Origin of the sequence: Cytobacillus sp. T106, assembly GCF_040492155.1 — a bacterium.
Lineage (GTDB): Bacteria > Bacillota > Bacilli > Bacillales > Cytobacillaceae > Bacillus_AB > Bacillus_AB infantis.
The window spans coordinates 591,032-615,385 of sequence record NZ_JBEUMK010000002.1; the positions used below are offsets into that span (position 1 = coordinate 591,032).

The window sequence follows — 24,354 nt, forward strand, 5'->3', positions numbered from 1 at the left end:
TATGTCCAAATGGTTGGTATTTTGTCATATAATGATAATGTAATATTTAAAAGGAGAGGAATAATGCGGAAAAAATGGTTTGTTAATGTAGTTGTAGCTGCTGCACTGATTATGGGAATTCATTCGCCTGCCGAGGCAAGCACCAATAAAGTGTATTGGGACGGATTGCTTATGGTAAAGGGGCAAATAGGAAAGATAAAAGTCATAAAGCCTATTAATCTCTGGAAACGTGTTGGAGATAAGCTCGTTTATGAAAGAGTATTAAAGCCTGGGGAGCAGTACCGGGTCTACAGGTATGATAATCTCTTTGGAGGCCAGTATGGACTGGGCGGGGGATATTATATTACGAAAATGGCAGGATATGTCGACTATCGGACACCTTCCAAAAGAAAACTGGCTGAGCTTGAAGCAGCCGAAGGCGGAGGCAATGCTCCAGCGCCTGTGACAAAACTGTCAATTGGCAAGGTCACCAGCCAAAACTCCAAAACATTGGCACCTGGAGTTACACAGACAGAACTGGCTGTTGACAGTAATCGCGGAAAACAGAAGATCTACGCAGTTGAATATGATGGAAAAACAGAAAAAATTGCAATGGAAACAGCCTTGGCTAACGATCAGCTGTTTGGTTTTGAACAGGTCTCCAAGCAGGCTAACAGAAATCAGGCTCCGGACAATCATGTAGTCGCAGGGATCAATGGTGATTATTTTGACAGCAATGGCCACCCTGTGGATTTGATGATACATAAGGGCAATATTGTAACGACAAGCCAGACGCCGCTCCTTCAATTGGCTGTATTTGGAGTTACCAAGGACAGCAAGCCTTTGATCGGGAGCCCTGACCTGAAGTTATCGGTCCAAATTAATGGCGGGTCTCCATATACGATTAACTCTGTAAATAGAAAGAGGCTTGCCAACAACCTTGTCCTGTATACACCTTTCTTTGCAAGTTCTACGAAAACCAATGAACTTGGAACAGAAGCAGTGGTGAAAATTGATTCAGGGCAGCTGAACGGGCATAGCGTATTGACTGGTACCGTCACAAAAGTTATACAGGGTGCAGGGGACCAGAAACTGAATGAGGGAGAATTTATTCTTTCCGGGCATCATCTTGCCAGCCAATACCTGCAGACAATAAAGGCAGGAGATAAGGTAGAGGTAAGCGCGGTATTTGATTCAGCTGAGTGGAACCAGGTTGAAGAGGCCATCAGCGGAAGATATCATCTTGTAAGAAACGGAAAGGTTATCCCGCAAACCGTTGCAGGCGTTCATCCAAGATCTGCTATCGGCATTAAAGCAGATGGAAGCATCGTTACTGCTGTTATTGATGGTCGTACCTCACAAAGTGTAGGTCTAAGCCTGTCGGAAGTGGCAGCGCTAATGAAAGATTTAGGAGCTGTCAATGCGTTCACTTTTGATGGAGGGGGTTCTTCCACTCTCGTTTCCAGGGAATATGGAGACAGCCAGGTGACGATTCAGAACAAACCTTCAGATGGCAGGGAAAGATCGGTTTCTAATTCATTGCTGTTTATCAGCAAATATTTAAACGGCCCTCTCAACCAGCTGATTCTATCACCTGGTGAAGTTACACTGTTTGCTGGTGCGAATTATACTCATAGCAATATGGGTCTTACTATTAAAGGAATGGACCGCTTTTATAATGCTGTTCCGGTACCACAGCCAGTGGCATTCACTTCGCCGGCATTAAGGAAGAATGCTGATGGCAGTTATACAGCATTGGGGAATACTGCCAGCAGCGAAATGACTGTGACCGCTGGAGGGGTCTCCGGAAAAGTTAAAGTCAAGATCATCAATACTCTGGACCAGCTGCTAGTTCAGGAGAAAGATATAATTGTTGAAAAAAATAACTCGTACAAAATAATGCCTCAGGGTATATACAAGGGCAAGGCTGTACTGACAGACCCTTCTGCTTTTAAATGGAGCGTGTCACCTAATATTGGAACAATAACAAATGGAGAGTTTAAGGCAGGAAATACAAATGGGTCTGGGATCATTACCGTTAGCCATGGAAAATTATCAGCTAAAATCAATGTGACAGTCGGCACTCCTGAGCCAATCCTGCTTGAAGGCTTTGAAGCAGGGTTTGGAAATTATAAAGCCTCTGGTGCCCGTTATAAAAGTGTGAGTGCAGAGTCCTCTGCCGCACAAAGCAAGACAGGAAAATACGCTGCAAAGCTTGCTTATGACTTTAATGGTACATCCGGAACTTCAGGTGCATATATTGATGCCGCCAAGCCGATCCAGATAAAGGGATATCCAAAGAAAATTGGAATGTGGGTTTACGGCGATGGCAAGGGACATTGGCTGAGAATGCAGCTGAAGGACGGAAAGAATAAAGAAATCCAGCTTGATTTTACTAAAGATCTAAACTGGACGGGCTGGAAGTATGTCGAAGCAGCGGTTCCCCAAGGTTTGGCACTCCCGCTGTCAATTGACACACCAGTACGCTACATGGAGGTCAGTGATTCTAATAAAAATGGTGGAATTATCTATATAGACCAGATTCAGGCAGTATACAAATAGGGTCTGGCCCCTTACTTAGCACCCCGGGTGACTTGTGGGTCTAAAGTAGGGGTCTGACCCCTTTTTTCATTGGTTTGATTTGTATAAGGGGTTATGGTACTCTATTACAAGCGATAATATTTTTTATATTAGATATTAATTTACAGAACCCTTTTTCTTTGGAGGGAAAAGAATGTCATTAAGACCAAGCCAAAATAACATTGATGAAATCAGGAAGCAGTTTGAGAAGGAACCTCCCAAAATCATTGGAGGCTATAAGCGCCAGGTCTGGGCTCAAAAGGCTTTGGATAAAACAGCGAATGATAACATTGAGAAAGAGCCGAAAGGGTTCCTGAGCGCCAAAGCGATATTGGAAGCTAAAGACGGCACATTTTACCCGGCATTTCTGTTAATTGATTCTAAAAAGAGCGGTAAAATACAGGATGCTTTTTTCCTGTCAGAAGTAAAGGATCAATTTAACCTTATCCCACTGGAACTTGCGCTGGAATATGTGGACAAGGACTCTGGCGATATGATGCCGTTCAGATACAGAACCCTTGAACAAATTAAGGGTGATCTTTATCAAAAGAACTGGCCGGATTTCTCATAAGTAAAAAAGGGGCCTGACCTGATGGCTGAGGATACTATCTTCAGCCGGGTCAGGTCTTTTGTTATAGTTTTCTTCCATTGTGAAAGTTCATACTTTTGCCGCTTGAGTGAACAATCTGTGATTGTTATGTTTCAATAAGCAAAAAGATGTCTATAGAAAAAGAAAAATGATAGGGGGATTAATTTGAAAAGGCTAGTAATCGTGGCTGCCATATTCGCCTGCGCTTTTTTCGGGTTCCAGTTCCAAGCCTCTGCCAGTGAAAGCTGTCCTGATAGAGTCATGTGGGGAAAGACTGAACTGAAACAGGGCCAAATCGGGAAAGTGACCATTTTAAAGAATGTACAAAGCTATACTTTAAGCAGCAGCATAAAACCGGCAAAATTGCTTTTAAAAGATGCAGAGTATCGGGTCTACTCTTACAAAAATGGCTATTATGGTTTAGGAGGAGGGTTATTTGTTAAGAAGGACAGCAGTGTCCTTTACCAGACTCCTTCAAAGGCCAAGTTAAGTCTGCTGAATTGCCAAGATGCTTCTGTTTTTTCGGTAAGCGGAATAACGATCGGCACTCCCAAGGCTGATGTTGAAAGGCTATTAGGCAGGGAAAAGGACAGGCAGCTCAATGAATATAGTTCTCTGTGGAATGTGTATCACCAAAACTATAAAAACTTTATCCTCATTTCCTATGATAAATCTAATAAGGTTGAAGGGTTTTATACTAATTCCGGACAGCTAAAGAGCGGCTCAGGTATTACAATTGGCACTTCGAAGGCTGATACGAGGGATAGTCTGGGAAGTCCCATCAGCTATATTGTTAAGGGATATACCCGCTACAATTTGGAACAAACTGCAGAGAAAGATTATTTTTCTATCAAAGGAAACATAGCCACAGTATTTTACGATGTCCATAATGCAGGAAAGGTAACTGCAGTCCAGATGCTGAAACAGGAAATGGAAGAAAGAAAGACAGGATTCTTCGGTCCTCCTACGGTCAGCCTGCAGCTTGCTTTCGAACGCACCATGTTTGATTTAACCAATAGCATACGTGTAAGGAACGGCTTTGGAGCTGTGACTAGAGATATGCTTGCTGATCGTTCTGCGCGCAAGCACAGCCAGGATATGGCGGAGCATAATTTTTTTGCCCATAATAACCTTCGGGGAGAAACCCCTTTTACGAGAATGACAAAAGAAGGCGTGCGCTATTCGGCTGCAGGGGAAAATATAGCAATGGGATATTATAGCAGTATATTTGCACATGAAGCTTTATTGAATTCTCTGGGACACAGAAAAAATATTCTTGATCCAAAATGGAGAAACCTAGGGGTTGGCGTTGCTTTCACGGATAAAGAAGGACTTCCTTACTATTCACAAAACTACTTCACTCCAAAATAGAGAAAAAGAACCCTCTAATTCTATTCATTTGTAATATAAATGAAATATTAGAGGGCTTTTTTAATATAAATGAAATAAGAAAATTACAGAAAATAAGGTAAAATTACCTTCAGAGAGATAAAAATTGACAGCATTTTTATCATTTTGGGGGTACATATGAGAAGATTAGCGAAATTAGTTTTATCTGCAAGTTTGGTTTTGCCTATTTTTGCAGGGGCGGCAACTGCACAAGCATCCAGTTTAAACGAAGATATTGTGAGCTACAGCAAAAATTTAATAGGAATTCCTTATGTTTATGGAGGGGCAACAACTTCAGGCTTTGACTGTTCCGGATTCTTAAGATATGTATACAGCCAATATAATGTCGATCTTCCTAGGATTTCTTCAGATCAGTTTTCTGCAGGCACACCTGTTGAAAAAAGCGATTTGAAGCCGGGGGATGCTGTTTTCTTTGAAACATATAAACCAGGTCCATCCCACTCAGGTATATATATTGGTGACAGCCAGTTTATCCATGCTGATGCCACCAAAGGGATTTCAATCAGCAGCATTGAAGATCCTTACTACTGGAAGAGCAGATATCTGGGTGCGAAAAGATACGTCCAGGAGGCTCCTAAAGCAGCTTCCCTTCATGCTGATGGGAATTTCCGCGGACTTGCTGTTAAGAGCGGCCAAATCGGCATAGTGGAAATCAAGAAACCTATTAATCTATGGAAGAGAAACAGCAGCAATAAACTAGAGATGGTCAGGATTCTGAAGCCGGGTGAAAAGTACCGCGTTTATGTTTACGATACAATGTACGGAGGCCAATATGGACTCGGAAGCAGCATGTACATTACCAATATGCCGGAGCATATTGACTACTACGAACTATAAAAATTTCATGCCTCCTTTTTTGGAGGCTTTTATTTTGAGGAGGAGACTATTTTGAATAATAGAGTGCAAAAGCTGATAGCTGGAATGCTAGTGTTATTGATGGCATTTTCTCTTATTCCAAAAAATACCCTGGGAGCGTCAAACTTAAACGCTTATATGACTGATGCAAAAAACAAGGCGACCGTGCTGAAATGGGCTATTTCAATTGAAGGGTCCGGGGATGGCAAGACAAGGCCATGGAAACAGTATAATGATGCTAAGGACGCTAATGCAAAGGCTTTAGCTATGATTAATTCAAGCAAGCCTGCGAATGCAGTGTCACTAAGAAGTATACTTGAAAAAGAATCGAAGCTTCATATAAATAGAGCCATGTATTATATCGACGCCATAACAGCCGGTGAGAAGATTACAGAAAAGAAGAATCAACTCTCAGTTCTTATAAAATCAAACAAAGTAAACGAAGAACTTGAAGCTGCCTATCATTCTTTATCTTCAGAGATAAGGAAACAGGGAGTACTCCTTGATCGAGTATATGGACAGTCTACGAGGGATCTGATCAGGAACAACTACAAATATAGTGCTGAAACAGTCCGCAACAGCATTAAGAATGCCATTACTGTCAAAATGGAGCTTGATGAAATGGAAGCTGCTCTTGCAGCTGGCGACAGGGCAAGCGCTTTAGAATACTTCAACGAAGTAAAACAACTGCTTCCTTTAGTAGAATATAAAGAGCACCGCTCGGCATTGAACAGCAGACTACAGCAGCTGGGAGAGGAATATGATCTGGGAGAAACTGATGTACCTGTAAAAGTTGAGTTGTCTGTACCTGAAATTAAAGCTGCACTAACAACGGAAGCTTTGAAGAAGAATATTCCTGCAGAAGTGCTGAAAGGCATTGCAATAACAGAGAACGGAAACTTCCAGCAGTTTAATAACGACGGAACTCCATTTATCTCTCCGGACGGCGGCATTGGAATCATGCAGGTAACTTTAGGAGATGCTGTAACCGATTATGATTTAGAAAGGCTGAAATTCGACACACGCTACAATATCCAGGTAGGTGCAGAAATACTTCTTGAGAAATGGAATTATGGAGGCAGCAGGATTCCGGTCATCAATGACAATGAAAAAAATATCCTCGAAAATTGGTATTTTGCTATTCTAGCATACAACGGCCTGTCATCAAGGAATGATCCAGCACATACCACCGGACAGACCTATCAGGAAAAAGTGTATGCGAATATCGAGCAATATGCCCAGGTCAAGCCGGCACTGATTCCAGAATCACAGCTATCGATTACTTACCCGAACGGATTAATGGATTTTAAAACAAAGATGCTTTACCAGACAGTCAGCAAAACAAAATCCACACAGCTGTACAAGGCGGGTGATGTTGTGTCTTTGACAAGCGGAGGTAACTTCAGGCAGCAGCCAGCAACAGGCGGCTCTTATGAATCACTTCCTGCAGGAACAAAGGTCATTATCCAGGACGGGATATTCGAAGATTCGAACCGTTTCAATCTTTTCACTTGGTATAAGGTTCAAATTCAGGGTACCAATAAAGTTGGATATATTGCCTCCTCAAATTTAAAATAAGCCAAAGGCCTGTCTTTCTAAAAAGACAGGCCTTCTGGTTATAATTACCACAATCTTTTTAAACTTTTCTTCCCTTAAGATCGTCTAAAATTTGTAAAATAAACAAAGTATTGATATTCCTGTAAATTATTACGGGAGGGGGAGAAAAGTGAATAAAAAAGAGATCATTACTGATCTGATGAACCGCTATGGCACAGAAGTCCTTCACCTTGCCTACTCCTATGTGCGAAACAGGCAGACAGCAGAGGATTTGGCACAGGAGATATTTATAAAATGTTATGAAAAGCTTGATTCCTTTAAAGAAGAATCAGCTTTGGAGACTTGGATGTACAGGGTGGCAGTCAATCATTGCAAAGATTACTTAAAAAGCTGGTATAACCGCAAAATTCATGTGACTGATTATATATCCTCATTTTTCACATCGAGCCAATCAGGAGCTGAAAACGAATATATCCAAGAAGCTGAACGGAATGAGCTTGTTGATGCTGTTTTCAGGCTGCCTGTTAAATATCGGGAGGTCATATTCCTTTACTTTTTCAGGGAGCTGTCTCAGAAAGAAATCAGCGAAGTCTGCGACTTGAATTTAAATACAGTTAAATCCCGCATGCTCAAGGGGAAAAAGCTGTTGAAAAATATCGTTGAGGACAGGGGGGAGGACTACTTTTATGGAAAAGGAAATGAGCAGGATCAAAAGTCAAATGCTTGAAAGCGAGTTAGAAGGATTCAAATTCACAAATGAGATGAAGAGAACAGTGTTAAACGAAATAACGACCCGTAAAAGAAATAAACAGGCACCAGTAAAGAGGATGGTCCCTATATTTTTAAGCGGAGCTTTCGCGGTGGCATCGGCGGCAGGGATTTTTGCTTATATTTCAGACGGCACTGGTAGTCCTTCTACTGATTCTGCTCATATAAAACAGCAGGCAGCAGAAGAGAAAAAGCCCGTTTTGGTGCCGCCAAAATATATTCCGGAATCATACAGTCATAAGCATGTACATGCTGGTGATGATGAACTTTATGAACATGTTTATGAAAATAGCTTAAATAAGGCAGAGTTTTTTGCTTATAAAATGCAAAAAAAGCATCCTGTTAAAGATAAAAAGGCTGTTACTGAGGAAATCCAGCTTGCCAGCGGCCTGACAGGGACTTTCTATAAATTTACTGATAAACATTCACTTATCCTATGGGAAGATGAGGGATTTTATCAGGCAGTAGAACAGGAAGGCAATCTTTCTAAGGAAGAAATGCTTAAAATTACTGCCTCCATTTTAGAGCAAAAAGGGTTTGATCCTTTGATCCCTGATAAAAACATAGAAAAACCTAATACGAGTGAGCCGCCGAATAAACCGCAGAATGAGGATCATAGCAAGGCCGCTGTTCAGGAAAGCAATGAACAAGAGAAAGACACTGCAGAAAAGGAAATAAAGGCTGTCGAAGCCCCTAAGAAAGATTCCCCGGAACAGCAGGAGAAGGATACTCCTGTAAAAGGCCCGGATGTTGTAAAGATATTTTCTCAAATAAGGTCCATTGAGGAAAAGATTTATACAAGTGAGACGACGGAGGATTATAAATTGACTTCATACAATACCTTGGATGACTTGTTCAGTGAATTTAATGGAGTCATGAAAAAAGAACTTGCAGCTTACCATTACGGCTATGTATTTTATGAACAACCAGACGGAGTGTATATAAATCATACAGAGCCACCGATGATGTTTTGGGACTTTTTACCATATGAGACCGAGAAAATAAACAAGCGTCAGTATAAAATAACACAATTCCAGGATAGCGATTTGGATGGAAAAAATGATTTTGTAGCAACGATCGATTATATTAATAATGAATGGATCGTAACCTCTATAAAAACAGTTCCAAAGTAGGTGTCTGACCCCACAGCCAATAAAAAAGTCATTTCCCGCCAGGGGAAATGACTTTTTTTATTGATTCGGCACATATGCCTTCCATTTGCTGAGGTCAATCTGCTCTTTTTTGATCGCTTCTTCAGGGAATACAAATGTCCATGGTTTGCATGTATGAGGTTTCACTTCAAGATTATTGAGTGCAAAGCCTGCCTGTGCAACAATTTCATTTGAAGCATCTTCGAGTGCAAGCGGGAGGTGCTCAAGGAAGATGCTTCGGTTGCTTGCATTACGGACCAGCAGGGTCACTGGGATGCTTCTGTTTTCGGATTGCCTTGCCTCAAGGCCCATAAAGTTCACTTCACCCTCCTTCAAAGGAGGAAGATTCTTGACGAACTCCTGCAATTTATTCTTTTGTTCTTCACCAAGCGACTCTTTCCAGCTTTCTTCAAGATCAAGTTCAAGGCCGGCAAGAGACTTTTGCTTCAGTTCAAAAACGAGCTTCCAGCCTTTAGCAGGAATGTCCTCTGCTAGTTTGTCTTCATTATTGAAAAGGAATCTCCAAGGTCTGCAGGTCTGTGGAGGCAGTTCTCCGAATAAATCCATTTCAAAGCTTTTCCGGGCCAGCGGATTGCCTTCTTCATCTACAATGACCAAATCCATGATCTCAAAAGAAACCGGCTTGGGAAGTGTGCTCTGCAAAAAAGCTGTAACGACGAACCCGTCTTCATATTCATAAAGATTGATCCCGTTGATTGAAAGCTGGTTGGGCTGAAGCCCGGGCAGCTTTTGGTGATTAAATTGGAGCACATACTTTTCCTGGGGAGTGAGCTCCCATTCCGGATGGTAAGATAATGCCGTTTTAATGCCCGTTTCTTCGGCATTAGGGTTTGGATCTCCGCCATGCCCGCCTAAAGCAGGGACATCATCTGGCGTTTGTTCTGTATGTTTCTTTTTCTTGCTGAATAATCCCATAATCGTCTCCTCCCTGTTGTTCAAACTCTATTCTTCAAGAAACTGCCTGATACAATATTGTGCCTGCCTGCTGTACTTTGCATCAAGTTCTGCGAGGAAGTGCATAAATTCATCGAAACCTTCCATTTCATAAAGCCTGTACGGATCTTCCTGGCCGTAGCCGCGGATATTGATGCCTTCACGCATTTGAACCATAAGCTCCATATGAACAACCCAGGAGCGGTCCAGGGTCTGAAGCATCATCAGTTTGATCTGATTCTGGAATTCTGCATTCTCTTCCAGTGAATCCAGAACCTTATTGTATTCTTCAAGCAGCTCGTCCAGTTTGGCTTGAATCTCTTTCTTTTCAAGTCCTTCCAGTGAGTTTTCCGGGAAAGGGATTTCTCCCAGAATCATGGCCAGCTCTTCATACAGGCCGCCGATGGCCCAATCTTCCGGCAGCTGGCTCTCAGGGCAGTACTGGTCGACCAGCCTTTCTAAATGCTTTTTCAGAGATTCTTTCAGCGTTTCATTAAAGCTGCCTGCTTCCAGTATATGATCCCGCTTTTTGTAGATGATCTTGCGCTGCTGGTCTACAACGTCATCCAGCTTCAATAAGTGGTTCCGGGCAGAGAAGTGGGAACTCTCAACTGTTTCCTGCACTTTGTTTACAAATTTAACAGGATTCGGCGCGATGACCAGGCCGCTGCTGTCCGTCTTGATCTTCTTTTTCCATTTATCATATTCTTCTTTGTCATAGCTGTTGAAAATGTCATCCTCAAGGGAAATGATGAATTGAGTGGAGCCCGGGTCGCCCTGGCGTCCGGATCTTCCCCTCAGCTGCATATCAATCCGTGCACTTTCATGCAGCTCTGTCCCGATAATATGCAGGCCGCCCAGCTCCTTCACCGTTTCTTCGAGAAGGATGTCGGTTCCGCGCCCGGCCATATTGGTGGACAGCATCACCTGCTTTTCCTGGCCGGCTTTAGATATGATTTTTGCTTCATCTTCTTCTGTTTTCGCATTCAGGATCCGATGTGGTATTCCGGCTTCAGCCAAATGGTTAGACAGCTTTTCAGATTGCTCAATCGATGTTGTACCGATTAAAACAGGCCGTCCCAGCTTATTGAGCCTGTCCACTTCAGAAACGATCTTAGCTGCCTTGGACCGGTAATCTGCATAAACGAGGGGATCTTGATCTATCCGGGCATTAGGCATATTGGTCGGTATCGCTACAACTTTAAGGTAATAAGTTTCAAAAAACTCTTTCTTAGCAGGCAAGGCACTGCCTGTCATGCCGGAAAGTGTTGCATACATCCTGAAATAGTTCTGGACAGTTATTGATGCCTGTGTCTGGTTTTCTTCCTTTACGGTTACGCCTTCCTTTGCCTCAATGGCCTGGTGAAGGCCGTCGCTGAATGTCCTGCCTTCCATGATGCGGCCTGTGAACTGGTCAACAAGGAGAATGTCGTCTCCTTTGACTATATAGTCGACATCTTTTCTCATGACTACATGTGCACGGAGGGCTTGCATAATGTTGTGCAGAAGTTCACGGTGTTCTGCATCATACAGATTTTCCAGGCCGAATGCCTTCTCGAAGGCTGTGGCCCCTTCATCCGTAAGATTGATCTGTTTTGTTTCAGGGTAGAAGTCATACTCTACACCTGCTTTAAAGTCTTTAACGACTTCAGAGGTAATGTAAAATAGCTCTGTTGCTATATCAGATTTGCTTGCAATGATAAGCGGGGTCCGTGCTTCATCAATCAGGATGCTGTCAATCTCATCCACAATTGCATAGTGAAGGGGACGCTGGACTTTCTCTTCTATATTGGAGACCATATTATCGCGAAGGAAGTCAAAGCCGAATTCTGTGCCTGTACCATAAGTGATATCTGCTTCATAAGCCTGCCGTTTTTCCTGCTCGCTGATTTGCGAAATATTCAGGCCTGCTTCCAGTCCAAGGAATGAAAATACCTTGCCCATTTGCTCGAAGTCCCTTTTAGCCAGGTATTCATTGGCAGTGATGACATGGACGCCTTTGCCTTCCAATGCCTTAAGGTAACTTGGAAGGGTGGCTACAAGAGTTTTTCCTTCACCGGTCTGCATTTGGGCGATGCCACCTTCGAGCATGACAAGTCCGCCTAAAAGCTGGACTTCATAGTGCCTTAAACCCAGAACCCGTCTGGCAGCCTCCCGGACGATGGCGAAAGCTTCTTCTTTTATGTCTTCGACAGTTGCACCGCCGGCGAGCTTTTCTTTGAGGTAGGATGTCGATTCTTTCAATTCTTTGTCAGACAGCGCTTTGATTTTTTTCTCAAGCCCGTTTATATTAGTCACATGTTTATATAGACGTTTGAGTTCAGCGGAATCTTCATTAAATATCCTTTTCATTAATGAAATCATGTTGCTCTCTCCTAAGCTTTATTTCTAGCTAAATTATACCATATTATGTAGTATAATATATTTTTATGGCAATTCCTCAGTTAATTTTTGACATAATACCTTATAATCTATGAGATTGTAACTTTTTTTTTGTTTAGCCGTCTATATTAGAGGGAATTTCCATTTGAGGTCGAAATTTTATAGAGACTTTAGGGCTGTTTGGGGTGATAATGAGAGAGAAAGAAGGAATAATGCCTCGTCGGAATATTTAGGATAATGAAAATAATTGAATTCTTTATAAAATGTGATACGATGATTCTGATTAAATTTAAGGCACCATATAAATCTTCTAAAAAGGTGGATTCATTTGGATATTAAATATATAGCCGCTTTTATAGCTGCTTTTGCTGTTTCAATATTGATTACGCCGCTGGTAATAAAATTTGCACATATGATTGGGGCGGTCGATAAACCGAATCAGAGAAAAGTCCACTCCAGAATCATGCCGCGTCTTGGAGGGCTCGCCATATTCATCGGTGTTCTTGCAGGCTACTTCGTCGGTGGCCTTCATAACGAGAAGATAACTGGAATTTCAGTTGGTGCCATCATTATTATCGTTGTGGGGATCCTGGATGATAAATATGAGCTCTCAGCCAAATATAAGCTTGCAGGCCAATTGCTTGCTGCAGCTGCCGTGGTGGGAAGCGGACTGACGATTGACTTATTGACGATTCCGTTTATCGGCACATTTGATCTGAGCTTCTGGACCTATCCGATTACAGTCATCTGGATTGTAGCCATCACCAATGCCATTAATTTAATTGATGGGCTTGATGGATTATCTGCCGGTATATCGTCAATCGTCATAGCGACGATTGCCCTTCTTGCGGGAATCGCAGGGAAGCCGATGATATTGATGATGTCCCTGATCCTGCTTGCGAGCACACTTGGGTTCCTGTTCCATAATTTCCATCCGGCCAAAATTTTTATGGGGGATACAGGAGCACTGTTCCTGGGATATTCCATATCCATCCTGTCTCTGCTCGGCCTGTATAAAAGTGTAACTCTATTTAGTTTCATTGTCCCGATCATCATTTTAGGTGTTCCCATTTTCGATACAGCTTATGCAATATTAAGAAGAATTGTCAATAAAAGGCCGATTTCCTCGCCGGATAAGTCCCATTTGCATCACAGGCTGCTGGCGCTGGGTTTGTCACACCGTACAACGGTCCTGACTATTTACGGATTTGGTATTCTTTTTAGCGTAAGTGCCATACTATTCACAACACAAACGCTATGGGGCAGTTTACTGATCATCTTTGGACTGCTGCTTATTACGGAAATACTGGCAGAAACAATCGGTCTTGTGCATGAAAGGTATAAGCCTGTCATCAAGATATACCGTAAAGTTACTGGCAGACAATAATAATAGGCCGTTTGTGGACGACCCGCAAACGGCTTTTTATAAGGAAAAAAAGCTTTTAATATGCTGCCTGATCAATTGCCTTTGCTCTTTTTCTTAATTTGTCATAAATGGATATCGAATTATGTCTAATTTCGCCTTCCGTTGTGATAAAATAAAATTCGTATTTCAAACGCAAAAATGGAGGAATTCTTTTATGAAAATCCCTATGCTGGATCTAAGTGAACAATACCAAGGCTTAAGAGATGAAATGCTGAAGGTTCTCGATGAAGTAATGAGCTCTTCCCGATTCATCCTTGGCGATAATGTGAAAAAACTCGAAAAAGATGTAGCAGAATATAGCAATGTTGCCCATGGTATCGGATGCGGTAATGGAAGTGATGCCATACATATTTCATTGCAGGCTGCAGGTGTAAAGGACGGGGATGAGGTTATTACAACTCCTTTCACATTCTTTGCTACAGGCGGAGCGATTGTACGAGCAGGAGGGAAGCCGGTTTATGTCGATATTGACCCGGTTACTTTCAATATTGATCCTGCAAAAATCGAAGAAGCTATTACAGATAAAACAAAGGCTATCATTCCTGTCCATCTTTATGGGCAAATGGCAGATATGGAGCGCATCCGTGAAATCGCAGATAAGCATGGCCTTGCTGTTATTGAAGATGCTGCCCAGGCAATTGGTGCCAAACATAATGGGAAGACAGTTGGTGAGCTTGGTACAGCCGCAACATACAGTTTCTTCCCGACCAAAAACCTTGGCGCCTATGGCGATGCAGGCATGATTGTAACAAATGATGATGAGATTGCTGAAAGCTGCAGGGTTATCCGTGTTCATGGAAGCAAGCCTAAATACTACCATCATGTTCTTGGCTACAACAGCCGCCTTGATGAACTGCAGGCTGCAGTGCTGAATGTGAAATTCCCTCACTTGAATGACTGGAGTGAAATGAGAAGGGAAAGAGCCGCTTATTATACTAAGCTCCTGAATGAAAGAGTTGGAGATCTTGTGGCGACTCCAGTTGAGAAGGAAGGCAATTACCATGTATTCCACCAATACACAATCCGGGTGGACAAGCGTGATGAACTGCAGTCTTTCTTGAAGGATGAAGGGGTGGCAACCATGATTTATTATCCGCTGCCGCTGCATGTCCAGCCTGTATTCCAAAACCTTGGCTATAAAGAAGGGGACCTTCCTATTTCCGAGAAGGCAGCTGCAGAAGCACTTTCACTGCCGATGTTCCCTGAGCTGAAGCCGGAGCAGCAGGAATATGTAGTAGAAAAGATTGCTCAATTCTTCAACAAATAATATATAAGGAACGTCGCCGATAGGGGGCGTTTCTTTACTTGCTCAAAAAAACACACATACATTCATGCGGGACTGAAGAAAGAAGGGGTGCTCTGATTGGCAGAACAAAAAAAGTTTGTTTTATATGAATATTTATTATTTTTCTGGAAAAAGAAATGGTCTTTCCTGATTATTCCCATTATTTTCGCTTTGCTTGGACTTGCTGCTTCCTATGTTATTTCTACAGATGCGAAATATACAGGCAATGCGACTGTTTTTACAGGTTCCATTAAGCAGAAGGGATTAACTAATCCTGACAATATTGTTGCGAACTTTGGAGAAGGTGTAGACGGTGAAATTGAAGTCTTCGTTTCCAGTGACAGCTACGTGAAGATAAAAATAAAGCAGGATGACCGCAAGGAGCTTCAAAAGGATCTTACTGCTATGTCAGAAAGAATTGAAAACGCTCTGGTTAAGGATTATGAATTCCGGAAAAAAGTAACGGAGGAATACCGTGATGGGCTCATAGCCAGAGCTGATAAGCTGGAGAAATCTATCCAGGCGATGGATCCGATCCTGGAGAGGGACCTGCCGTTATTTCAATATCAAGATTTAACACTGAGATATACTGCCGCTCAAAATGAGTTGTCTGAGGCAACAGTAGCTGCACAGCGAGTGACGAACGACCTAGCAGTATTCGAACAACCATCAGTAATCGTTAATCAAGTCAATCAGGCAGACACAAACCGAACTGAACTGACCATTGCAGGCTTAATCCTGGGTGTCCTTTTCACCCTTGTATTCCTTATCTTTTGGAAATATATTATCGAAGCAAGGAGATATTACAATCATGATTAACTTTGCCATTGTAGGGATGGGCCATATTGCGAAAAAGCATATGGATGCCATTGAAAACGCTGAAGGGGCAAACTTGTTCGCAGTATGTGACACAAACCCCGGCCGTCTTGAAGAAGTACAAAGAGAAAATGTTAAAAAATATACAGACCTTAACGAAATGCTTGCTGAAAATCCGGAGATCCACGTTGTGAACATCTGTGTACCTTCCGGACTGCATGCACGATTGACGAAAATCGTTGCGGACCATAAAAGGCATATCATCGTTGAAAAGCCGATGTCATTGAAGCTTCAGGACTCTATCGACATGATTGGCTATGCAAAGGAGAATGGTGTGAAGCTGGCGGTTGTCCATCCAAATCGTTTCCGTCCTGCTGTCCAGCTTCTTAAGGAGCAGATGGATGCCGGTGCTTTTGGAAAGCTTAGCCACGCTAATGCAACAGTCCGCTGGAATCGGAACCAGGCTTATTTTGACCAGGCAGAATGGCGGGGGACGAAAGAGTTTGACGGCGGAGTGCTAATGAACCAGGCAATCCATGACCTTGACCTTATGCTTTGGCTGATGGGCCCTGTAGAGTCTGTACAGGCAATGGCCGCAACCCGTCTGCGCAAAATCGAGACAGAGGATGTTGCAGCAGCAGTAGTGCAATTTAAAAACGGTGCTTTAGGCGTTATTGAAGCAGCCACTACGATTTATCCAAAGAACCTGGAGGAGTCTCTTTCTATTTTCGGAGAAACTGCGTCTGTAAAGGTCAGCGGAAGGACGGCGAACTTTATCGAGACTTGGGATATCGAGGGTGTGAGTGAGGAAGAAAGCCAGGCAGCCAAGGAGCAGGTGAAGGCAGATCCTTTCGGGAAACCTGGCCACCAGTGGATCATCGAAGATATGGTACAGGCTGTGCAAGAAAATCGTAACCCAATTGTAACTGGCGAAGATGGATTGGCTCCGGTAAAATTAATACTGTCTATTTTAGAATCCGCTGAAACCGGAAAAAAAGTCTTTATTCAATAAAGGAGAAGAATATAATGAATTCTTATGAATCTTTAATTAATAAAATTGAAAATAAAGAAGCTGTCATCGGTGTTGTGGGCCTTGGTTATGTTGGCTTGCCGCTTGCTGTTGAAAAAGCTAAAGCAGGCTACAAGGTCATCGGTTTTGATGTACAGGCATCCAGGGTTGAACAGGTTAATATGGGAATCAACTATATCGGTGATGTAGTGGACCAGGACCTGGCAGATATGATCAAGAGCGGCCAGCTCGTTGCTACAACGGATTATGCACGCATCCAGGAAGTTGATGCTGCAGCCATCTGTGTGCCTACTCCTCTTGACATCTATCAGCAGCCGGATACATCTTATGTTGAAAGTTCTTCAAAAGAAATCGCTAAGTATGCACATGAAGGCATGCTGGTTGTTCTTGAATCAACTACGTATCCTGGCACAACTGAGGAGATTGTGAAGCCGGCCCTTGAGGAAAAAGGTCTGGTAACAGGTGAAACTGTTTTCATCGCCTACTCACCTGAGCGTGTAGATCCGGGGAATAAGCAATTCAAAACAAAAAATACGCCGAAAGTTGTCGGTGGAATCACTGAAAATTGTACAAAAGTGGCAGCATCACTTTACCGCAATGTACTTGAAGGTGATGTACATGAAGTATCAAGCCCTGCCATTGCAGAAATGGAAAAGATTTTTGAAAATACGTTCCGTCATATCAATATTGCATTATCCAATGAAATGGCGATCCTCTGCGAAAAAATGGGGATTGATGTATGGGAAGTAATCGATGCTGCAAAAACAAAGCCTTATGGATTCATGGCATTCTATCCTGGACCAGGACTTGGAGGGCACTGCATTCCGATCGATCCTTTCTATCTGACTTGGAAGGCTCGTGAGTACAACTACCATACAAGGCTGATTGAACTAGCCGGTGAAATCAATAACAGCATGCCTGAGTATGTTATTACACGTTCCATGCAAGTCCTGAATGAAGATGGAAAAGCTCTTCGCGGTGCCAAAGTGGCAGTCCTTGGTGTTGCTTATAAGAAAGACATCGACGATGTGCGTGAGTCCCCAGTGCTGAAAATTGTTGAACTGCTGGAGCATCACGGTGCTGATTATAAAGTTGTCGATCCTTATGTATCTTCATTTAAAGCATGCAGCAAGAAAATTGAAACGGTTGAAATGACTAACGAACTTCTTAATGAAGCTGACCTTGTCCTTGTTACGACTGATCACAGCGATTTTGATTATGCTGCCATTGCAAAGGAAAGCAAAGTAATCTTTGATACACGCAATGCACTGAAAGATGTAGAGAAGCCAAACAAATACATTAAACTTTAATCACTACCTAAAGGGAGATCTGTTATGAATTTTATCGATTCTACAGCAACACTGGATGCATCCGTTAAGGTTGGCTATTTTTCAGTAATCGAGAAAGACGTCAAGATTGGAAAAAACGTAATCGTCGGGAATAGGGTAACGATACATGAAGGTACTACTATTGGCGATAATACAACGATTGCAGACGGTGCGGTGGTTGGGAAGCCGCCAAAACCGGCAAAAACAAGCACAGTAAAATTGAGCGGCGACATTCCTGCCCTTGCCATTGGCGAAGAAGTGACAATCGGTGCAAACTGTGTCATTTACAGGGGAGCTGTAATCGGAGCAAATACTTTGATTGCTGATTTGGCAAGCGTCAGGGAAAATGTTGAAATTGGCGATTATGTGATTGTCGGCAGAGGAGTTACTGTTGAAAACTATGTGAAGATTGGAACCCGCACAAAGATCCAATCCAACTCTTATATCACTGCCTATACTACCCTTGAGGAGCAAGTCTTTATTGCTCCTTGTGTCACGACGACCAATGACAACTTCATGGGCCGGACAGAAGAGCGCTTTGATAAAATCAAGGGTGCAACAGTGAAAAAAGGAGCCCGCGTTGGCGGAGCCTCCATCATTCTTCCTGGAATTACAATTGAAGAAGAGACCTTCGTAGCAGCCGGAGCATTGGTGACAAAAGATACTGAGCCAAAGGCGCTTGTTAAAGGCGTCCCGGCAAAATTTGTACGTAATGTAGATGACCGGGAGCTGTTATAGGGTGCTCGCCCAGATTAAGCGTTTAGGAGCGGATTCGCTCCTTTACGCATTTATGAACGTAGGAACGAAGCTGATTGCTTTTATCATGCTGCCGATATACACTTCTTTTCTGCCTGATCCGGCAGAATACGGAGTACTGGATTATTTGGACCGGATCACTTCAATGCTCACTTTCATTGTTATCTTTGGAACTGATTCCGCTCTTGCTTTTTATTATTTTGATACTGAAGATAAGAAGAAAAAGCTGCAGTATGTCAGGACAGTAATGGCCTTCAGACTCATGGTCGTTATGCTTACAGGGCTTGTAGTCCTGGCTGCAGGACCATGGCTTTCTAAGGTGATGCTCGATGATCCGAGCCTGTTTTACCTGCTGTACATAGCCGCAGGTGTGCTGCTGCTCGATACGGTGATTGCACTTGTATTGACAGTACTGCGATATGAATTTTTTACGAAGAAGGTAGTAATCACCACGATTCTTAAAATGCTGCTGATCGCTTTGCTTTCATATGCTTTCCTAAAGTTTATTTCTCCTTCAGTCGAGGGCATACTTTACGGCAGGATTGCAAGCGGTGCTATTATCATCTTCCTGCTTTTGAAGCCAAGCATCCAGTATCTTAAAGTTTCGTTCAACAAAGATATACTTAAGGAAATCCTGAAGTATGCTGCTCCGCTTGTTCCTGCATCGCTGGCATTTTGGGTTATCGTCAATGCAAATGTTTTCTTCCTTAAAGAGTTCTCTTCTTTCAGGGAAGTGGGGATTTACGGAACAGCGATAAAATTTGCAACCCTGATCACTCTGCTGACAAGCGGGGTCCAGATGGCATGGAGGCCATTTTCCATGTCGCTTAAAGAAAAAAAGGACAGTCCTGTCCTATTTTCTAAACTGTATTATGCTATCCTGCTGGTTGGCGGTTTCGGCATTCTCTTTGTGGCAACCTTTATGCCGTGGATCATTACACTTTTAAGTGATAAATATCATGAAGCATATAAATATGTGGCAGTATTATCTGCAGCAACATTTTTGAATTTCTACTATATGATCATCTCGGTGGGAATTTTCTTTACCAAGAAAACAAAGCTTATATCATATGCTTTTGGCATGGCAGCAGTCATCAATATTGGGCTGAACTTTTTGCTGATACCGGCCTTCTCCATATGGGGCAGCGTTGCAGCTTATTTGGTTTCTTATCTGATAGCAATTACTTATATCTTTTATAAAAGCCAGCAGCTGTATTTTATACCGGTGTCATTTGCGAAAATGGCATTTTTATTTATGTCGGCACTTGCATCTGTTTTTGCCATTGTCTATATTCAGGAAGGCGGCCTGCCCTCCATCTATATCCTCTATGTATGGCTTGCTTACATTGCCATCATGCTCCTGTCACGTGTGGATAAGGATTTGAGAGGTAAACGCGCGAAGGAAACTTTATAAGTAGATAGGTGATCACGTAATGGACCATCATATTCTCATTCATAATAAACATTTAATTAAAGAAGTGAATTTTCCCACCGGTACCGTTCATTTTGGCGGATATATACAATATCAGGGTATAGTCTATACTGCTGATAACCTTAAGGATATCGGCAGTGCTCCAAACTTCTTCCTTGAGCACCTGGCAGAACTTAGAGGAGAATTTGCCATAGCCTTTAACACTGGAGATGGCATGGTTGCCATTGCAGACCGGAAACGGAGCATTCCCTTATTTTATGCCAAAGAAGGGGACAGCTGGCTGATCACAGATAAGATTTCCGGCCATAACGGGGGAAGCTATAATGAAACTTCGGTAAAAGAATTCATATTGACAGGTTTCACTGCAAATGACCGGACTCTTTATAACGATTTGTTTCAGGTGGAAGCAGGGTCTTATGTTAAAATAACAGAGGGTGGATCTGTAGAAAAAGAAGAGTATTATCAATACTATCACCACCCGGAGAACAAGACTCTTGAAGAGTTCAGCTTGGAGTTGAAGGACCTTTTCTATACGGTGTTTGAGGATCTTTCCAAACGTATCCAAGGCAAAACGCCTATCCTTCCCCTGAGCGGGGGATATGACTCCAGAATCATCGCCCTTCTGCTCAAGGAGTTCGGCGTCAAGAATATCAAATCATTCACCTATGGCAAGCGAGGAAATAAAGAGTCGCTTGTAAGTAAAGATATAGCCGACAAACTTGGTTTTGAATGGACCTTCATTGAATATAAAAAAGAAAAATGGGAAAAGTGGTATCAATCCAAGGAATGGAAAAGTTATGTCGACTTTGCTGTTAATGGATCTTCCATGGCCCATTTGCAGGATTGGCCGGCAGTAGCCCAAATTGTCAAAGAAAATGATGACCAATATGTATTCGTCCCAGGCCACTCCGGTGATTTCATAGCAGGAAGCCACTTAGCCTATGAGATTACGGAGGACAGGCAGTTTTCCCGGGATGATGTGGTGGATTTCATTCTCCAGAAGCACCATAAACTATGGGATATGGGACGTGGAATCAAAGAGAGCGGATCGGATATAGTCGCAGAAATTAAAAAATCATTCGGGAGCCTGCCATACCAGTCGAATGAAGAGGCCAGCGCATTATTTGAATACTGGGACTGGAAGGAGAGGCAGGCGAAATTCATCATCAACTCTGTAAGGGTTTATGAATACTATCAGAAAGACTGGGAAATCCCTCTTTGGGACGACCGCCTGATGGATTTCTTCCTCAAGGTCCCTGTGAGCCTGCGTTTTAAAAAATATTTATACGACTATACGCTTCATATCATGTATCCTGACTATTTTCCAAAGCCCGCCCAGCCCGCTGGGAAGGAAACTTCCCTAAAGGAAAAGTATGGAGCATTCTATCATACCGCAAAGAAGCTGTATAACAAGAAGAAGCTTTACCAGCAGTATTATACAGAACCGATGGAATGGTATGGTATTTATGAAAGCTATCCCAAATACTTAGCTGAACTTTCCTTTAAGCAGGATAGGATAAAATATACACAGCCTTATAATATAAATTCGTTTTTGGTTAAAGACTATATTAAAAGCCTGAAAGGTGATTCCTGATGAAAGTACTTACTATCCTTGGGGCCAGACCCCAATTCATTAAAGCAGCCCCTGTTTCGCGAGCACTTAGCCGCCATATGGATGAAATCATTGTCCATACCGGACAGCACTACGATGCCAATATGTCTGATATCTTTTTTGAAGAGCTCCACATCCCGAAGCCGCATTATCAATTAGGTGTAGGGTCAGGAAACCATGGAAAGCAGACAGGCGAAATGCTTGCAAAGATTGAAGAGATTGTATTAAAAGAGACTCCAGACTATCTGATGGTGTATGGGGACACGAATTCAACACTTGCGGGTGCGCTGGTTGCCGCTAAGCTCCATGTACCGGTCATCCATATCGAGGCAGGCTTGAGAAGCTTCAATAAGAAGATGCCTGAAGAGGTAAACCGCATCATGACCGACCATGTCTCTGAGTTCCTTTTCTGCCCGACCGATACAGCTGTTGAGAACCTGAAGAATGAAAACATTACCCATAATGTCTTTAATATCGGTGATGTTATGTATGATGCTGTGCTGTATAATCGCGAATTGGCAGCAGAGAAATCTTCAATACTTTCAGAGAACAGCCTGACCGAAAAAGGCTATCACCTGATTACCATACACCGTGCAGAAAACACTGATGATATTGACAATATGAAAAACATCCTTGAAGCCTTCTCACAAATAGAGGATATGAAAGTTTGGCCAATCCATCCGCGGACAAAGCACAAGCTTGCTTCCTATGGTATCAGCCTGGAAGATATCCCTAACCTGAAAGTTATCGATCCTGTTGGCTACCTGGATATGCTGACATTAGTGGCCAATTCCAAAAAAATCGTTACAGATTCTGGCGGCGTCCAGAAAGAGGCCTACTTCATGAAGGTTCCTTGCGTAACCGTCAGGGAACAGACTGAATGGGTTGAAACCCTTGCCGGGGAGGCCAATATCCTTACAGGGACAGATACTGCCAAGATTGTGGAAGCTGCCAATAAAAAGGTGGAACCGCAATACAAAGAAGTTTTTGGAGATGGAAAAGCTTCCGAAAAAATTGCTGAGCTGATCAGCAAAAGATAAAGTAGGTGTCCATGTATGCTCGCAATTTTGATTTGGCTGACTGTCACACTCATTTCTGTATCCCTGTTTTACAGGATATCCGGAAGCCTGTCGCTATTTAAGCCAAATTTAAACTCGCTTATTTTTTACTATTCTTTGTTTGTGTCCTGCTATATCGGCAGCCTGCTGATTGCTTTGGATATCGATCATTACTATATGATTAATAAGCTGGACCATGATGCATACAGATGGATCGGCTTTGGAGCTGTATCTTTTGTAATGATTATGCTGCCGCTTACGATGTATGTCGTCAGCAAGCTGGCCGGTTTTGATGCAAAAAAAGAATTTAATGCTTATATAAGCAAACCGATAAAGATTGTTTCCAGCGGCAAGAAAAATGAATTTTATCTCATTTTTCTTGCACTATCTGTCATTTGCATGCTGGCTGTCATGTATACCTTGCTGAAAACAGTCCAGGTTCCGCTGATAGAGCTGCTGAAAGGCAATTTTTCGGAGCTTGGCAAACTGAGGATAGAAGCAGCTCGCAACTTTAGCGGAAATGTATATGTGCGAAATATATTCGCGATTGCCCTGACGCCTTTACTTTCTTTGATTTCCTATGTATATGCAGCTAAAACAAAGCAGCTAAAGTGGATATTTTTGTTTATGGCCTTGTTTGTTTTTGCCGTACTGATCAGTGTATATGACCTGGCCAAATCGCCGATTATATTTTACGCGATCATGTTTATTTTTGTAAGGATATACAGCGGCACTCTTGTTCTGAACAGATGGAAAATCTACCTTTATGGTATCAGCGGTGGCACCCTGGTTATCCTTATGTATATATTTATCCAGGGTGTCGATGACCTGGGTTCCTATTTCTCTTATTCGTCCGGCCCAATTGGCAGGATCATCCTTGCGCAAATTGCTCCGACCTTTCTGCACTTGAATATTTTTGGTGAGTCCATTCCATTCTTGAATGGAAGCAGCCTTCCATCCATCCTGATTGGCTGGTTTGATATGGAACAGGTCCGATCTGCAAGGCTTGTAATGGCCAATGCATTCCCAGCAAGGGTTGCAGATGGCACCGGCGGTGTGCTGAATACTCTTTATATTGCAGAAGCATATGCCAATTTTGGCTATATGGGTATCTTCCTTGGCACCTTGTACGTAGGGATATTCGTGCAGCTGCTGTACATTGTCTTTATAAGGCTGCCTAAGAATCCGGTACTTTTATGTCTGTTCATTTATTTCTCAATCAATATTCCACGTACATTGGTTGGCGGATTTACAGATTTTCTCTTTAATCCTATTTGGATCTTTATTACATTCTTATTTGCCGGCATCCTCTTATTCATTAAACTCAGGGAAGATCTCGCTTCCTTTTATCTAAAGAGGAAGTCTGGCAACCAATTATAAGGAGAA

19 protein-coding genes are annotated in these 24,354 nt (G+C 42.6%); 17 read left to right on the top strand and 2 right to left on the bottom strand.

Annotation, left to right across the window (positions count from 1 at the left end; translation table 11 throughout):
- Positions 1-63 precede the first annotated feature (63 nt).
- From ABU165_RS07160 to ABU165_RS07190, 7 genes are all read left to right on the top strand, one after another.
- On the top strand, positions 64-2,541 hold the full coding sequence (locus tag ABU165_RS07160) for a phosphodiester glycosidase family protein (protein WP_318059919.1): 2,478 nt from the start codon (positions 64-66) through the stop codon (positions 2,539-2,541).
- A gap of 172 nt (positions 2,542-2,713) precedes the next feature.
- Complete coding sequence (locus ABU165_RS07165) at positions 2,714-3,130, top strand: hypothetical protein (RefSeq protein ID WP_180827290.1); 417 nt, start codon at positions 2,714-2,716, stop codon at positions 3,128-3,130.
- Between the two features lie 183 nt (positions 3,131-3,313).
- Complete coding sequence (locus ABU165_RS07170) at positions 3,314-4,519, top strand: CAP domain-containing protein (RefSeq protein ID WP_318059920.1); 1,206 nt, start codon at positions 3,314-3,316, stop codon at positions 4,517-4,519.
- Between the two features lie 156 nt (positions 4,520-4,675).
- Positions 4,676-5,395 (top strand): C40 family peptidase, encoded by a 720-nt coding sequence (locus ABU165_RS07175; RefSeq protein WP_318059921.1) that lies wholly within the window; start codon positions 4,676-4,678, stop codon positions 5,393-5,395.
- A gap of 51 nt (positions 5,396-5,446) precedes the next feature.
- Positions 5,447-6,991 carry a hypothetical protein gene (locus tag ABU165_RS07180; RefSeq protein ID WP_318059922.1) on the top strand — a complete coding sequence of 515 codons (1,545 nt, stop codon included), beginning with the start codon at positions 5,447-5,449 and terminating at the stop codon, positions 6,989-6,991.
- Between the two features lie 148 nt (positions 6,992-7,139).
- Entirely contained in the window at positions 7,140-7,697 is a 558-nt protein-coding gene (locus ABU165_RS07185; protein WP_101549295.1) for a sigma-70 family RNA polymerase sigma factor, read from the top strand.
- A complete protein-coding gene (locus ABU165_RS07190; RefSeq protein WP_318059923.1) occupies positions 7,657-8,871 on the top strand; it encodes a DUF4367 domain-containing protein in 1,215 nt (404 codons plus the stop codon). Before ABU165_RS07185 ends, ABU165_RS07190 begins: the two co-directional genes overlap by 41 nt.
- A 57-nt stretch (positions 8,872-8,928) precedes the next feature.
- Here ABU165_RS07190 and ABU165_RS07195 read toward each other — a convergent pair whose 3' ends face one another.
- Both ABU165_RS07195 and secA2 read right to left on the bottom strand, forming a co-directional pair.
- On the bottom strand, positions 8,929-9,825 hold the full coding sequence (locus ABU165_RS07195; RefSeq protein WP_318059924.1) for an accessory Sec system S-layer assembly protein: 897 nt from the start codon (positions 9,823-9,825) through the stop codon (positions 8,929-8,931).
- Positions 9,826-9,852: 27 nt separating this feature from the next.
- Entirely contained in the window at positions 9,853-12,207 is a 2,355-nt protein-coding gene (gene secA2 / locus ABU165_RS07200) for an accessory Sec system translocase SecA2 (RefSeq protein WP_318059925.1), read from the bottom strand.
- Positions 12,208-12,553: 346 nt separating this feature from the next.
- On the opposite strand from secA2, the gene ABU165_RS07205 reads away from it, so the two are divergent.
- From ABU165_RS07205 to ABU165_RS07250, 10 genes are all read left to right on the top strand, one after another.
- Positions 12,554-13,612: a glycosyltransferase family 4 protein gene (locus ABU165_RS07205; RefSeq protein WP_318059926.1), complete on the top strand. Its 1,059-nt coding sequence runs from the start codon at positions 12,554-12,556 to the stop codon at positions 13,610-13,612.
- Between the two features lie 193 nt (positions 13,613-13,805).
- Positions 13,806-14,918, top strand: a complete 1,113-nt coding sequence (locus ABU165_RS07210; RefSeq protein ID WP_148949702.1) for a DegT/DnrJ/EryC1/StrS family aminotransferase — start codon at positions 13,806-13,808, stop codon at positions 14,916-14,918.
- A 96-nt stretch (positions 14,919-15,014) separates the two neighbouring features.
- The gene (locus ABU165_RS07215) at positions 15,015-15,755 is read left to right on the top strand and encodes a GumC domain-containing protein (protein WP_318059928.1); all 741 of its coding nucleotides are present in this window, start codon (positions 15,015-15,017) and stop codon (positions 15,753-15,755) included.
- The gene (locus ABU165_RS07220; RefSeq protein WP_253618458.1) at positions 15,748-16,764 is read left to right on the top strand and encodes a Gfo/Idh/MocA family protein; all 1,017 of its coding nucleotides are present in this window, start codon (positions 15,748-15,750) and stop codon (positions 16,762-16,764) included. Before ABU165_RS07215 ends, ABU165_RS07220 begins: the two co-directional genes overlap by 8 nt.
- A 14-nt stretch (positions 16,765-16,778) precedes the next feature.
- Entirely contained in the window at positions 16,779-18,092 is a 1,314-nt protein-coding gene (locus tag ABU165_RS07225) for a nucleotide sugar dehydrogenase (RefSeq protein ID WP_101549311.1), read from the top strand.
- 24 nt (positions 18,093-18,116) lie between these two features.
- Positions 18,117-18,848, top strand: coding sequence for an N-acetyltransferase (locus tag ABU165_RS07230; protein ID WP_148949699.1), 732 nt, complete (start codon positions 18,117-18,119; stop codon positions 18,846-18,848).
- A 1-nt stretch (position 18,849) separates the two neighbouring features.
- Positions 18,850-20,280: a lipopolysaccharide biosynthesis protein gene (locus ABU165_RS07235; RefSeq protein ID WP_318059929.1), complete on the top strand. Its 1,431-nt coding sequence runs from the start codon at positions 18,850-18,852 to the stop codon at positions 20,278-20,280.
- A gap of 19 nt (positions 20,281-20,299) precedes the next feature.
- Positions 20,300-21,892, top strand: coding sequence for an asparagine synthase-related protein (locus tag ABU165_RS07240; protein ID WP_318059930.1), 1,593 nt, complete (start codon positions 20,300-20,302; stop codon positions 21,890-21,892).
- Positions 21,892-22,950 (top strand): non-hydrolyzing UDP-N-acetylglucosamine 2-epimerase, encoded by a 1,059-nt coding sequence (gene wecB, locus ABU165_RS07245; RefSeq protein ID WP_318059931.1) that lies wholly within the window; start codon positions 21,892-21,894, stop codon positions 22,948-22,950. Before ABU165_RS07240 ends, wecB begins: the two co-directional genes overlap by 1 nt.
- Before the next feature lie 15 nt (positions 22,951-22,965).
- Positions 22,966-24,348, top strand: coding sequence for an O-antigen polymerase (locus ABU165_RS07250; RefSeq protein WP_318059932.1), 1,383 nt, complete (start codon positions 22,966-22,968; stop codon positions 24,346-24,348).
- Positions 24,349-24,354: the final 6 nt, after the last annotated feature.

Coding starts and splice junctions, on each gene's coding strand:
- ABU165_RS07160 (WP_318059919.1), top strand. CDS start 64: ATGCGGAAAAAATGGTTTGTTAATGTAGTTGTAGCTGCTGCACTGATT.
- ABU165_RS07165 (WP_180827290.1), top strand. CDS start 2,714: ATGTCATTAAGACCAAGCCAAAATAACATTGATGAAATCAGGAAGCAG.
- ABU165_RS07175 (WP_318059921.1), top strand. CDS start 4,676: ATGAGAAGATTAGCGAAATTAGTTTTATCTGCAAGTTTGGTTTTGCCT.
- ABU165_RS07190 (WP_318059923.1), top strand. CDS start 7,657: ATGGAAAAGGAAATGAGCAGGATCAAAAGTCAAATGCTTGAAAGCGAG.
- ABU165_RS07195 (WP_318059924.1), bottom strand. CDS start 9,825: ATGGGATTATTCAGCAAGAAAAAGAAACATACAGAACAAACGCCAGAT.
- secA2 (WP_318059925.1), bottom strand. CDS start 12,207: ATGATTTCATTAATGAAAAGGATATTTAATGAAGATTCCGCTGAACTC.
- ABU165_RS07210 (WP_148949702.1), top strand. CDS start 13,806: ATGAAAATCCCTATGCTGGATCTAAGTGAACAATACCAAGGCTTAAGA.
- ABU165_RS07220 (WP_253618458.1), top strand. CDS start 15,748: ATGATTAACTTTGCCATTGTAGGGATGGGCCATATTGCGAAAAAGCAT.
- ABU165_RS07225 (WP_101549311.1), top strand. CDS start 16,779: ATGAATTCTTATGAATCTTTAATTAATAAAATTGAAAATAAAGAAGCT.
- ABU165_RS07230 (WP_148949699.1), top strand. CDS start 18,117: ATGAATTTTATCGATTCTACAGCAACACTGGATGCATCCGTTAAGGTT.
- ABU165_RS07240 (WP_318059930.1), top strand. CDS start 20,300: ATGGACCATCATATTCTCATTCATAATAAACATTTAATTAAAGAAGTG.
- wecB (WP_318059931.1), top strand. CDS start 21,892: ATGAAAGTACTTACTATCCTTGGGGCCAGACCCCAATTCATTAAAGCA.
- ABU165_RS07250 (WP_318059932.1), top strand. CDS start 22,966: ATGCTCGCAATTTTGATTTGGCTGACTGTCACACTCATTTCTGTATCC.